Consider the following 13,363-nt stretch of genomic DNA (forward strand, 5'->3'; position numbering starts at 1 on the left):
CGCCTATACCATTAGAATGGAATAGGCGCTTTTGGGCCACAGCTGATTAGGCTGGCTGCGACAATCTCTCCCTTGTTTATGGATACAGCCTGTTTAGAAGACGAGGGAAAGGGATGGTCTCCCTTACATGCTCGACTCCTGAAATCCAGGCTACCGTGCGTTCAAGACCAAGTCCAAATCCCGAGTGAGGCACAGAACCGTATTGGCGAAGCTCCAGATACCATTTATAGGCATCCATCGGCAGATTATGCTCGTCAAGTCTCTGCTTCAGCAAATCATAATCATGTATGCGTTCTGATCCCCCGATAATCTCGCCATATCCTTCAGGAGCGATCAAATCGGCGCACAGAACCACCTCGGGGCGTCCTGGGGCAGGCTGCATATAGAAAGCCTTAAGCGCAGTCGGGTAATGCGTGATGAAAACAGGTTTGTCATAGCTCTCCGCTATGGCCGTTTCATGAGGAGCTCCAAAATCATCGCCCCATTCGATATCATTAAAGCCTTTTTCATGAAGCAGCTTGATGGCATCATCATACGTAATGCGCGGGAATGGCGCTTTGATGTTATCAAGCTTTGAGGTATCCCGTCCCAGTGTTTTCAATTCTATCTGGCAATTTTCCAGCACAGATTGAACCACATATGAAACATACTCTTCCTGGACCTTTAGGCTGTCTTCATGTTCATAAAAGGCCATTTCCGGTTCAATCATCCAAAACTCAATCAGATGGCGGCGGGTTTTGGATTTTTCTGCCCGGAATGTCGGACCGAAGGAAAACACTTTTCCTAGCGCCATTGCAGCCGCTTCGAGGTGAAGCTGGCCACTTTGGGAAAGAAAGGCATCCTCTTCGAAGTATTTCGTATGGAAAAGTTCGCTTCCGCCTTCAGGAGAGCTTCCAGTAAGGATTGGCGGATCGACTTTTGTGAACCCTTGATTGTTAAAGAACTCATAGGTTGCACGGATAATTTCATTCCTGACCTTCATCACGGCATGCTGGCGCTTGGAGCGCAGCCAAAGATGCCTGTGGTCCATCAGGAATTCGGTTCCGTGTTCTTTTGGTGTAATAGGGTAGTCGGTTGCCTGATGGATGATTTCCAGGCCATTTACGAGCAGCTCATACCCCAGTGGAGACCTTTCATCTTTTTGAACGCGGCCCGTAACATACAGGGAGGACTCCTGGGTTATGGATTTTGCCAGCTGGAACACTTCTTCCTCTACATCACTTTTGGCAACGACTCCCTGAATAAAGCCTGTTCCGTCCCGGAGCTGCAGGAAGGCGATTTTTCCGCTGGAGCGCTTGTTTGCAAGCCAGACTCCAATCCTGACTTCCTGGTCGACATATTTATGAACTTCCGAAATAGTTGTTTTATACACTGATTGTTCCCTCCAAAACTAAGCAAAACTGGGTGTTATGTACGTGTTCAATTATAACCTTGGTTTGCATGCAGGACAACATGTAAACCTGAAAGCAAGTGAAGCCTGCTCCATCCATAAAAAGGCGGAAGGCCGGATCCCGGCCCTCCTACTTCCTGCTAAGCCTGTTTTTGTTTGGATTGGATGTAATCCCTGATACGCTCGACAGCCGCTTCAAGAAGTTCAAGGGATGTGGCATAAGACAGGCGGATATTGTCGGGTGAACCAAAGCCTGAGCCCGGTACAACGGCTACCTGTGCTTCCGTCAAAAGCTTTTCGACAAATTCATCCACATCCTTGCAGCCGGCCAGCTTAGCTGCATCTTTTACATTTGGGAAAAGGTAAAAGGCTCCCTGGGGCTTTATGCAGGTTATGCCAGGGATGTCCACCAATTTCTGATGGATAATATTCAGTCTTTCTTCGAAAGCCTTACGCATTTCCTCAACAGGAGCCTGAGTTCCGGAATAGGCCGCAATGGTGGCATATTGTGCATTGGAAGTAGGATTTGAAGTACTGTGGCTCGCGAGGTCGGTCATTGCCCCGATAATATCACTGTTGCCTGCGGCATAACCGATTCGCCAGCCAGTCATGGAGTGGGATTTCGATACTCCATTAATGATGATGGTCCGCTCTTTTAACTCATTGGAAATTTGCGCAACCGACACATGTTCATGACCGCCATAAACAAGTTTTTCATAAATTTCATCGGATATAATCAGAATTCCCTTTTCGATGCAAATATCCCCGAGGGCTTTCAATTCCTCTTTGGAATAAATCATTCCTGTTGGATTGCTKGGCGAATTAATGATGACAGCCTTTGTTTGTTCGGTGACAGCCTGCTTAAGCTGTTCAGGTGTTACTTTAAAGTTGTTGGCTTCGGCACCTTCGATATAAACAGGGACTCCTCCCGCAAGTTTGACCTGCTCAGGATAGCTGACCCAGTATGGAGTCGGGATAATGACTTCATCTCCCTCATCCAAAAGCACTTGGAATAAGGTATAAAGAGCATGTTTCGCTCCGTTGGTAACGATTATTTCCTTCACATCATAATCAAGGCCCTGGTCCCTTTTTAATTTGGCTGCAACTTCCTTCTTTAAAGCGGGAAGCCCCCCTGATGGCGTATATTTTGTATGCCCTTCTTCCATGGATGCTACGGCAGCATCAATTATATGCTGTGGTGTATTAAAGTCCGGCTCTCCCGCTCCAAGACCGATCACATCGTAGCCTTCCGCCTTCATTTGCTTTGCCTTCGCAGTAATTGCCAGGGTTGTGGATGGAGTAAGCGTACCTACTCTTTTTGCCAGCTGAATGTTCATTTTCATCCTCCATAACATATCTCTATAATTAAAAATTATCAATCGCCCTCAGTTTTTCACCAGTTTCAAAATCAACATAGTAATAATTAAGGCGGTCATTCTCCGAACGGTAATAAATTTCCCAGGCAGGCCGGACTGTTTTCTGCAGCATGGTAATACCCAGCCTTACATCAAGAATTTCCTTCGGCTTCCTGTCACCATAAACAGTTTTGACAGCTTCTTCCTTATTCACACCACTAGCGGCCTTTTTTGTGATGATTTTCTCACCATCTTCGGAAATCCAGACAAAGGCCTCTTCTTCATCACTGTCCCTCCCTTTAAGGACATAATAGGTCTCTTCGCCATTATAAAGCTCGAAATCCTGAAATCCAGAAAGGCCTGTCTCGTCATTTGCAATGGCCACCGCTTTTTCCTCAGCGGTCCTAAGAGGCTTTACCGCATTAAAATATAAAAAAGCTGCGGCTACTCCTGATGCAATGACAAATAATGTGCTGACTATAATCCACTTTTTCACGGAAACCACTTCTTTACGTACGATAAATCGTAAAAATTGCGGTATTTTTGTCTTCCTGGTCCAGAGCGAGGCCAAACATTAAATCTTTATGCTTCAATGTCCGGTTAAGTGCATCGACGATTTTATACAGGTCTGGGCTTTCCTGCAGTTTAACCGTAGAAAGGATTTCAATTTTGCTTTCCATCCAAGTATTCCTCCTTCATGACAACAAAATTTGTTACTAATAACAATCGAATGGGAGGCTAAAATATAAATAACCATTCCCTATCTTTCATAACACCCATTATATCAGGTGTTTTTCTCTGTAGATATGAATGTTTACTGAAAAATCAACTAAAATTATTCTGGTCCACACACTTCTATTGCTGCGCAGCTATGCGCAGTTTTTTTACGGCCAGCCCCTAAAGCCACTCCTCAATGAACGGGAGGATTTCGTCGAGTGGTGCCTGTTTTACTGGCACTTTGGGAATGGATTTCAGGAATGACTTTCCATAGGTGCTGGTTATGATCCTTTTGTCAAAGACAAACACGATTCCCCTGTCTGACGATGTTCTGACCAGCCTGCCAAAGCCCTGTTTAAACCGTAAAACGGCTTCAGGGAGCGATAGCTCGGTAAAAGGATTGCCGCCACGCCCGATGATTTCCTCGCATTTAGCTTCATGTATCGGGTCGCCCGGAGGAGAAAATGGCAGCCTTACGATAATCAGGCAGGATAAATCTTCACCCGGAATATCGACTCCTTCCCAGAAGCTGCTGGTACCAAATAAAATCGCCTTTTCAAATCGCTGAAAACTGCGGGTCAGCCTGCTCCTGCTTCCTGCCGTGATTCCCTGTGCAATCAGTACAAAGTCTTCAAGGAAGCCACTTTCCTTTATTAATCCATAAGTCTTTTTCAACATGTCATGCGAGGTGAACAGGATAAGCATCCTGCCACGGGTGGCTTCCGCTATGGAAATGATATGCCCGGCAATTGCAGCCGTATATTCCATTTCCTTAACTGTTTTAATATCGGGAAGATCGTTTGGAATGATAAGCTGGACCTGCTGATCATAGCGAAACGGAGAAGGAATCATCTTCTCCTTCACTTCCATTCCCTGGATGCCCAATTCCTGCTTTGCATAAGTAAACGAATGATTTACCGACAATGTTGCAGAGGTCAATACAACACTTTTTTTGCTGCTGAAAAAGTGGTTTCTTAAATGCTCAGCCACATTGGCAGAACGGGCATAAATAGTCGTGAAGTTTTGCACGGCACGAAGGTCGGTCTCAATCCAGCAAATGTCTTTTGCTTTGTGTTCCATAAAAAGTGATCGGACAATCCGCAGCGTCCGTTCCATGTCCATCATCAGGACAGCCATTTCTTCAAGATATCCTTTGTCTTCATGGCCGATTCTTCCAGTTATATGCTGAACTTCTTCAAGACGGCCCTCCAGGCTGCGCAGCAAATCCCTCAGCATGAATAAGAATCGTTCAGCGCTGGCTCTTAGGGCCTGCTCCGCCTTTGATGCCCCTTTGCTATTAAAAGGAACCTGAATCCGGCTTGCGCCAGCCTGCCTATTTGTATTCCGCGCAAGCATACCCGCTGCCTTAAACAAGTCGTCGGCCTCCTGCTGAAGGTTTATAATGAGGGCGTTGATTGTATCGGCAGCAGCTTTGGCAGGCTTCGAACCTGTTTTTTTCAAAACGTTCTCCAGCTTGAAAAAAAGCTGCCCCTGCTCATAAACMCCAAGCTGGTTCAGCATCAGCCTGACAGACATATAGTCCAGGGTATTTCCGAAGTGCTTGCCCGCCGCTTTTTCAAAGTGGTGGGCTTCGTCTATGATTACATACTTATAAGGCGGGAGAACCGATTCCCTGGCAGCAATATCTGTCAACAGCATAGAGTGGTTCGTAATGATCATGCTGGCATTCTCTGCTTGTTTGCGGGCCCTGGAGTAAAAATCCCTCGTTTGCCAATGATGACTCTGCATGAAGGTGACAGGTCCGCTTTTTACTTTGTTCCAGTAAATGACTCCGCCGCTTGACAGGTTCAATTCGTCATAGTCACCGGTCTCCGTTTCCAGGAGCCACACAAGGATCTGCATCTTGGTCAGTGTGGTATCATAATTGTCGTCATCCTCATACAGCGATAGTTCGAACTTGGCTAAATTTATGTAATGGTCCCGTCCTTTTAGCAGGGCCGCCTTTACAGGGAAAGCAAACAGCGCCTGCAGCCGGGGAAGGTCATTGGCTAAAAGCTGATGCTGCAGCTGGGTGGTAAAGGTAGAAACTACAACCTTTTCTCCGCTCATTTTTGCGAAAAAGCCAGCTGGCACCAAATACCCAAGTGTTTTGCCGATCCCTGTACCCGCCTCAATCAACACGTGCTGGTCATTGTTTAAAGCATGGAAGACTTCATCCATCATTTCCATTTGGCCTTTTCTCATCTCAAAGCCAGGGAGCACTTGTTCCAACAGCTGCTGTTTTTGTTTTTCGTCCTGGGGATAGTCCAAATCCCGGGACTCATCGGAAGCTGCCTCCATTTGACCTCGTTTCAATGCTATTCCGCGATAAACCTCAAGCCACGGAGGAAGTTCCTCAATGGCTCGTTCCTTTCGCTGAATCACGTCTTCAAGAAGCATATAGATATCGCTTTTCAGGCTTGCAGAAAGTTTGCAAAGGCTCTTTACCGTAGCATATGGAAATGACTCAAGCTTTTCCAGCAAAATTAGGAGAAGCTCGGCTGTAACATACGCATCGCTGTCAGCCTGGTGGGGCCGGTCATGAACGATGCCCTCCTGTGAAGCCAAATCCGAGAGCTTGTAGCCATCTGCTGTCGGATATAGGATCCTTGACAGTTCCACCGTGTCAAGAATCTGGCCGAAAAAGCCATCAAAACCAGCGTTCTGAAGCTCTTCCTGGAGAAAGCCAAGGTCGAAAAAAACATTATGGGCGACGAAAAAGGCGTCCTCAAGCAATTCCATAATATCTCCCGCAATTTCGGCAAAAGAAGGGGCGCCCTTGACCATATCATCGCCGATACCAGTAAGCTCTTCGATAAAAGCCGGGATGGACTTGCCAGGGTTGACAAGCGAAGAATATTTTCCGGTGATTTTTCCATCTTCAATGATAACCGCACCAACCTGGATAATACGGTCTCCTTTTTTGGGGGAGTTCCCTGTCGTTTCTAGGTCAATGACCACAAATTTATTGCTCATTTTTGTACACCTCAGGTATTCAGTCATTCAACGGTATCATAAAATCAGGAAAGAAAAAAGCAATTTTAACCTAACTTCGAGTTGAAAATTCTGAGTTGACTATACTCCAATGAAAGGAAATGGCCAACATCCGGGATAAAAGATTTAAGAAAAAGCTTCCGGCAAATGCGGAAGCTTAGAGAACCGTCCTTTCAGGCTCGGCGTGAAGCATTTCGACAATCTGGTTGTCCTCATCCATAATCGCTACTTTAGGCTGGTGATATGGAACTTTTTCTTCCGGTACAAGTGCATAAGAGATGATAATGACCACATCCCCTTCCTGGACAAGGCGGGCAGCGGCACCATTCAGGCATACAACGCCGCTTCCTCTTTCACCAGGAATAATATACGTTTCAAAGCGTGCTCCATTATTATTATTGACAATTTGAACTTTTTCATTAGCCACAAGCCCTACAGCATCCAAAATATTTGTATCAATCGTGATGCTGCCGACATAATTCAAATTGGCCTCTGTCACCCTTGCGCGGTGAATTTTTGCATTCATCATCGTGCGGAACATTGATTATTTCCCCCTAGTCTCAATTTCAAGTATAAGGTTGTCTATTAGGCGTGCTTTGGAGAATTTCACAGCAAGCGCAACAATCACCTTGCCGGAAAGGGCCTTGACGGGCTTAAGCTGAGGATACGAATAGATGCTGACATAATCAATCACAGCTTCGGTGTGGGTCCGCAGCCAATCCTCCATCAAAGCGATTATCTCCCGGGGGTTTCTTTCACCGTTCTCGATGAACTCCTTAGCCAGCTGAAGGCTGCGGAATAATTCCTTTGCCTGATTCCTTTCCGATGGAGAAAGGTACACATTCCTGGAGCTATTCGCCAATCCATCTTCCTCCCGGATGGTAGGGACAGGCACAAGTTCGACCGGAATGTTCAGGTCGGCAACCAAGCCCTCGACCACGGCCACTTGCTGTGCATCCTTCAATCCAAAATAGGCCCTGTCAGGCATGATGATATTGAACAACTTAGCTAGTACTGTTGCGACTCCATCAAAATGGCCGGGACGGGAACGGCCGCATAAAACATCCGTTCTATCCTGTACAGTGACCTTTACTGTAGAATCCGTGGGATACATTTCCTCTGGCTGGGGATAAAAAACACAATCAACGCCTTTACTTTCAGCCGCTTTCCGATCATGCTCAAAATCCCGCGGATAGGCATCCAGATCTTCCCCTTCCCCAAATTGGAGAGGATTCACAAAGATGCTCAGTACGACGATGTCATTTTCGTTTCGGGCTTTTTCCATAAGGGCCGTATGCCCTTCATGCAAATAGCCCATTGTCGGGACAAAGCCAATCGACTTACCCTCCAGCCGAAATGTTCTTGCCAGTCCCTGCATTTCCTTTATGGCAGTAATAACCCTCATGCTCGTCCTCCGTAAAGGGCTGACAATTCTTCCTCTTTCATTTTGAAGCTATGCTTTTCTTCAGGAAACAGCCCATTCCGGACCTCGAAGGCATAATTAGCGAGAGCATTGGAAATCCCTTCATTTATATTGGCATATTGCTTTACGAATTTCGGAACCCGCTCGACACCATAAGTAAGGATGTCATGATAGACAAGGACTTGGCCGTCCGTCTGCACTCCTGCCCCAATTCCGATTGTCGGGATGTTCAGCGAACTGGTGATTTCTGCTGCAAGCTGCTTGGGCACACATTCCAGGACAAGCGCGAACGCCCCTGCCTTCTGGCATTCCTGCGCATCTTTCATCAGCTTTTTAGCTGCTTCCGCATCCTTTCCCTGTACCTTGTACCCGCCTAGGACTGCTGCTAATTGAGGCGTCAGGCCAAGATGGGCGACAACGGGAATGCCGCCTTTAACAAGCGCCCTTATATGGTCGACAACCTCATCGCCGCCCTCCACTTTAACCGCATGGGCTCCTGTCTCCTGGATAAGTCTGGTTGCGTTTAGCAGGGTGTCCCTGATGGACAGATGGTAACTCATAAAAGGCATATCAACCACGACAAAAGTATTTTTCGCACCCCTTTTTACCGCTTTGGCATGGTGGAGCATATCTTCCATTGTGACAGGAATGGTTGAGTCGTACCCAAGTACTACCATTCCCAGGGAATCACCGACAAGGATCATATCCGCATCTGCCTGCTCTGCCTGTCTTGCAGCAGGGTAATCATATGCTGTCACCATGACAATTTTTCTGCTATCAGCTTTCATTTTCAAAAAATCGGTTGTCTGTTTCACTTTTTATTCCTTCCTCCTTATTTACAGGAGAGGAGATAAAACCGTGATGGAAAACAAAAAGGATCCTTCCATATACAGAAGGATCCCGCTCATCCACGTAATTGTTTCATCCCTCTGTCCCGGTCCAGTTACGGATCTAGGCAGAACTATTTTTCATTGAATCCTGAAAAGCCATAGGTGCAGTTCTTCCGATACCGCCCAAAAAAATTATAACAAATCTCAAATGTTTATGCTACTGCGTTTACGCTATTCACCAAGATGGATATCAGCTGAATAAACATGGCGGACTTCCCCGTCTTCCTGAAGGATTTTCAGGACACCCTCATCGGTAATACCGAGTGCTTTTCCTTTGATGTCCCCGGCAACTGTCCGTGCGATTATCTCTTTGCCAAGGCTCAAGGCATAGCTTTCCCATAAAAGTTTGATAGGCTGAAACCCATGGTTCAAATACGTTAAATAAAGTTTCTCAAGCCTGACAAAGATTTCCTGCATGAGGGAGGCCCTTGAGACTTTCCTCCCTGATGCTGCCAGCAGCGAAGTGGCAATCGGGGCAATCTCTTCAGGAAAATCTTCCAGTGATTGGTTCACATTGATTCCTATACCGATAATAATCGCATGGATTCGATCAGCATCTGCCTGAAGTTCCGTCAGAATCCCCGTTGTCTTGCGGCCATCAATCAAAATATCATTTGGCCATTTAATTTGGGGATTCAGGCCCGTGACTTCTTCTATGGCCTGAACAACAGCGACCGCTGTTACCAGAGTGAGCTGAGGAGCCTGATGGGGAGGAAGATTTGGCCTCAGGATGATGCTCATCCAGATTCCCGAATATTTTGGGGAGTGCCAGCTCCTATCCATTCTTCCTCTGCCGGATGTCTGCTCGTCGGCTACGACCACAGTCCCATTCACCGCTCCCTCTGTTGCAAGGCGATGGGCAATTTTTTGGGTGGATTCCACCTTTTCCTCAAAATGGATATGGCGGCCGATAAATTCAGATTTCAAACCAAAACCGATTTCGTCGGGAGTCACTCTTTCAGGCGTCTGGATAATCTTATAGCCTTTCTTTTTCACTGCCTCAAAAATAAAGCCTTCTTTCCGCAGTTCTTCAATATGTTTCCATATCGCTGTCCTGGAACAGCCAGCTATGTCGGCAAGATGTTGTCCGGAAAGATATTCATTGCCTGCTTCAGTAAATGCCTCTATTAATCTTTTCCTAAGTTCTGTTTGCACTTGACCAGCCACTCCCTTATATCAGCCTTCTCATTGGCAATCCTTCCGCCTACCACAGCTTCCTCTATCTCATTCAAGACATCTTTTATCCAGGGGCCTGGCGTCTCTCCAAACCATTCGATCAGGTCCTTCCCAGCCACACTCAGCTCCGCACGTTCCTTAATCGGGAGCTGGTCAAACATTTCCTCCAAGTCTCCTATTGCCACTGGGCCATTGCCGGACAGGGTTATGTATACTCTTTCTGCAGAAAGCATGTTTGCCTTCCCTGCCAAGTAGGCCATTTGTTGGGTCCAGTTGTTATTCATGCGGTAATGAAGCCAGTGCAATACTTTAAGGCACACACGTATTTTTTTCCCTGGAAGCTTCCATTTCCTCAGAAAGGGCCCTGCGGTTTCAACATCCAGCTCCAATACATGTGACAGGAGGACCCACATCTCTTCTGTTGAAAGGCGGCCAAGCCTGAAGCCTGCCAGCTTCAATAATTTGCTTTCCTGCCCATTCAGTCCTGGCAGCCAGTTGCTGATGCCCGTTTCCCCCATTAGCGCCAAAGCTTCGGATCGATATGTACCTGAAATCAGTTTCTCAAATTCCGCCAATTTCCGTTCAACGGCAATGTTGTCAAGCAAAGGAGCAAGCTTGCTGATGGCTGCAAGTGTGCCTGGTTCGATGACAAATCCTAGCTGGCCCACAAAACGGACAGCTCTCATGATTCTTAGGGCATCCTCTCCAAACCTTTCCTCAGGTGGTCCAACTGTGACAATTTCTTTTTTCCTGATGGAGGACTGTCCGTGGAAAGGATCTATCAGTCTACCAGCTTTGTCCATCGCGATGGCATTCATGGTGAAATCGCGACGCTGAAGATCTTCTGTCAGGGACCTGACAAACTCCACGGTGTCTGGCCTCCGGTGATCAGTGTAGCCTGATTCCGTCCTGAAAGTTGTAATTTCATAAGGAGTACCATTGAAGATGACAAGTATGGTCCCATGCTGTATGCCAATATCAGCTGTATGCGGAAAAATGGTCTTCAGTTCCCCAGTGAGGGCTGAAGTGGCGATGTCAACGTCGGCAATTTCCCTGCCAAGCAGGAAATCCCTTACCGATCCGCCTACAAAATAGGCCTCAAAACCTTTTTCCTCAATCATTTCCAGTATTGGAACAGCTTTAAGGAATGGCTGCTGCATTATCTAGCCACCTGCCCGAGAACCTCTGCATAGACATCTTCATACTCCCTAACGATTTTCTCGGCACTGAATTTTTCTCTAGCTGTGTCTACTGCATTTCGGGAAAATTTATCATACTGACTTTGCTCTGTTAAAAGGCTTGATGCCTTTCCTGCCATGTCGTCAATATCGCCAAGGGCACAAATGAAGCCGTTCTCCCCATCCGTGATCACCTCAGGGATGCCGCCAATATTCGTTCCAATGCAAGGCACGCCGCATGACATTGCCTCAAGTGCGGCAAGCCCAAAGCTTTCTTTTTCGGAAAGAAGCAGCATCAAATCACTAATGGAGTAAAGTTCGGCGAGATTTTCCTGTTTCCCTAAAAAAAGAACCTTGTCCTTTATCCCCAGTCTACTAACCAAATTTGCCACCACTTTCATTTCAGGCCCGTCCCCTACCAATATCAGCTTTGCAGGCATCATGGATGCCACTTTTGCAAAAACCCTGACAACATCAGGCACCCTCTTGACTGGCCGGAAATTGGAAACATGGATGATTACCTTGTCTTCGGGAGGGATTTTATATTCTTCACGAAGGCTGCTCTTTTGTGATTGATAGACACGCTGATCGATAAAATTATGTACGCAATGTATTTTCTTATCAGGGTTGATCACATCGTATGTTTGGGCAACCAAAGCATTTGAAACGGCCGTAACCGCATCGGACTTCTCAATTCCGAAGCGGATCGCATCACTTAGGGATGAGTCATATCCAAGCACTGTGATATCCGTGCCATGCAGAGTGGTAACGATTTTCAAATCCCGGCCGCTCATCTCCCTTGCGAGTATGGCACATACAGCATGGGGGATCGCATAATGAACATGGAGAAGATCCAGGTTTTCCCGCACAGCTACTTCCGCGATCTTGCTGGCTAAAGCAATATCATAAGGTGAATACTGAAATACGGAGTATTGGTTGACCTCTACCTGGTGGTAATAGATATTATGATACATCTTGTTCAGGCGGAAAGGCAGGCTCGAGGTAATGAAATGGATTTCATGCCCCTTTTCGGCCAATAGCTTGCCAAGTTCTGTCGCGACAATACCGGAACCGCCCACCGTCGGATAACAGGTAATGCCGATTTTTAGTTTATTCATCATGCTTCTCCTAACAAGTCATTGATTAAGATGGGGCCATCTGCCATGAACCCTTCCGCATAACTTACACCTGCAGCCTTTCCAAACAGCCTTTCCCTCGCTTCCACACTCTCAATATAACCATTTACAAGCGGGGTATCGAAGCTCTCTTCCGTTTTGGTAAACTGGCTTACATATGCTTGAAGGGAATTTATCTTTACTTCCATATAATTGCTGATATCGATAATAAAGTCAGGCGAGTGAAAACCATTGATCATATAAAAATATACATTCCTGGGGCGATGCGGAAGAAGACCGCCGGCCGTATCGTACTTTTGGATTCCGGCAGAAAAAACCGCCTCTTTGACCAGCTGGGCACAGTTCCCATGGTCCGGATGGCGGTCTTTGAAATATGGGGCAAACACCAGTTCCGGACGATAAAGGCGAATGATACCGGCAATTTTTCTTATGTATTCGTCTTTCATCATCAGGCCTCGATCGGGCAAATCCAATGTGCCTCTCCATGAAGCTCCTAAAATATCTGCCGCTTTCTTCGACTCCTGCACTCTCCGTTCGATGGTGCCGTTGGACGACAGTTCCGCCCTTGTCAAATCACAGATTCCGACCAGCCTGCCGGCACTTGCATACTTGGCAAGCGTTCCGCCCATGCCGATTTCAACATCATCGGCATGGGCTCCAAACGCAAGAATATCCAGCTTCACTCTCTCCATTTATTGCTCACTTTCCTTATTTACAATATTACGCCAATCCAGGTCGCCTCTCTCAATCCCCTTTATCAGGACTTCGGCGGTCCCCATATTGGTCGCCAGCGGAATGGAGTACACATCACAGAGCCTCAAAAGAGCGGTAACATCCGGTTCATGGGGCTGGGCAGTAAGCGGGTCACGGAAAAAGAAGACTGCGTCCATTTTATTCTGGGCAATCATGGCCCCTATTTCCTGGTCTCCCCCTAGCGGTCCTGACTGGAAGCGATGAATATCAAGCCCGGTGGCCTCCATTAGCCTCATTCCGGTCGTTCCCGTCGCAAACAGGGAATGATGTTTATATATTTCCTTGTAGGCTACAACAAAGCCGACGAGATCATTTTTCTTTTTATCATGAGCGATTAATGCAATATTCATC

General features: G+C 46.8%; 13 protein-coding genes. All 13 read right to left on the reverse strand.

Translation table 11 applies throughout. The annotated features are described in order from the left end of the window. Positions 1-76: 76 nt before the first annotated feature. The 13 genes from asnS to mgsA all read right to left on the reverse strand — a co-directional run bounded on the left by asnS (position 77) and on the right by mgsA (position 13,362). Positions 77-1,372, reverse strand: a complete 1,296-nt coding sequence (gene asnS, locus ADU22_RS21080; protein WP_053363933.1) for an asparagine--tRNA ligase — start codon at positions 1,370-1,372, stop codon at positions 77-79. Positions 1,373-1,530: 158 nt separating this feature from the next. Next, a complete protein-coding gene (locus tag ADU22_RS21085) occupies positions 1,531-2,721 on the reverse strand; it encodes a pyridoxal phosphate-dependent aminotransferase (protein ID WP_053364695.1) in 1,191 nt (396 codons plus the stop codon). A gap of 34 nt (positions 2,722-2,755) precedes the next feature. Continuing rightward, positions 2,756-3,241 carry a cell wall elongation regulator TseB-like domain-containing protein gene (locus ADU22_RS21090; RefSeq protein WP_053363934.1) on the reverse strand — a complete coding sequence of 162 codons (486 nt, stop codon included), beginning with the start codon at positions 3,239-3,241 and terminating at the stop codon, positions 2,756-2,758. A 13-nt stretch (positions 3,242-3,254) separates the two neighbouring features. Further along, positions 3,255-3,425, reverse strand: coding sequence for a YpmA family protein (locus tag ADU22_RS24010; protein WP_064537365.1), 171 nt, complete (start codon positions 3,423-3,425; stop codon positions 3,255-3,257). A 217-nt stretch (positions 3,426-3,642) separates the two neighbouring features. Further along, entirely contained in the window at positions 3,643-6,438 is a 2,796-nt protein-coding gene (dinG, locus tag ADU22_RS21095) for an ATP-dependent DNA helicase DinG (protein ID WP_053363935.1), read from the reverse strand. A gap of 175 nt (positions 6,439-6,613) precedes the next feature. Beyond that, positions 6,614-6,997, reverse strand: a complete 384-nt coding sequence (gene panD / locus ADU22_RS21100; protein WP_046524182.1) for an aspartate 1-decarboxylase — start codon at positions 6,995-6,997, stop codon at positions 6,614-6,616. A 3-nt stretch (positions 6,998-7,000) separates the two neighbouring features. Next, a complete protein-coding gene (gene panC, locus ADU22_RS21105; RefSeq protein ID WP_053363936.1) occupies positions 7,001-7,861 on the reverse strand; it encodes a pantoate--beta-alanine ligase in 861 nt (286 codons plus the stop codon). After that, positions 7,858-8,694 carry a 3-methyl-2-oxobutanoate hydroxymethyltransferase gene (gene panB, locus ADU22_RS21110; RefSeq protein ID WP_053363937.1) on the reverse strand — a complete coding sequence of 279 codons (837 nt, stop codon included), beginning with the start codon at positions 8,692-8,694 and terminating at the stop codon, positions 7,858-7,860. The genes panC and panB overlap by 4 nt, the downstream gene beginning before the upstream one ends. 246 nt (positions 8,695-8,940) lie before the next feature. After that, positions 8,941-9,924, reverse strand: a complete 984-nt coding sequence (locus tag ADU22_RS21115) for a biotin--[acetyl-CoA-carboxylase] ligase (protein ID WP_082252958.1) — start codon at positions 9,922-9,924, stop codon at positions 8,941-8,943. Further along, complete coding sequence (locus ADU22_RS21120) at positions 9,897-11,105, reverse strand: CCA tRNA nucleotidyltransferase (RefSeq protein WP_053363939.1); 1,209 nt, start codon at positions 11,103-11,105, stop codon at positions 9,897-9,899. The genes ADU22_RS21115 and ADU22_RS21120 overlap by 28 nt, the downstream gene beginning before the upstream one ends. Next, on the reverse strand, positions 11,105-12,241 hold the full coding sequence (gene bshA, locus ADU22_RS21125; protein WP_197280096.1) for an N-acetyl-alpha-D-glucosaminyl L-malate synthase BshA: 1,137 nt from the start codon (positions 12,239-12,241) through the stop codon (positions 11,105-11,107). Before bshA ends, ADU22_RS21120 begins: the two co-directional genes overlap by 1 nt. Then, a complete protein-coding gene (gene bshB1 / locus ADU22_RS21130) occupies positions 12,241-12,951 on the reverse strand; it encodes a bacillithiol biosynthesis deacetylase BshB1 (RefSeq protein ID WP_053363941.1) in 711 nt (236 codons plus the stop codon). The genes bshA and bshB1 overlap by 1 nt, the downstream gene beginning before the upstream one ends. Continuing rightward, positions 12,952-13,362 (reverse strand): methylglyoxal synthase, encoded by a 411-nt coding sequence (gene mgsA, locus ADU22_RS21135; protein ID WP_053363942.1) that lies wholly within the window; start codon positions 13,360-13,362, stop codon positions 12,952-12,954. Position 13,363: the final 1 nt, after the last annotated feature.

Origin of the sequence: Bacillus sp. FJAT-27251 (assembly GCF_001273925.1) — a bacterium.
GTDB lineage: Bacteria > Bacillota > Bacilli > Bacillales > Cytobacillaceae > Mesobacillus_B.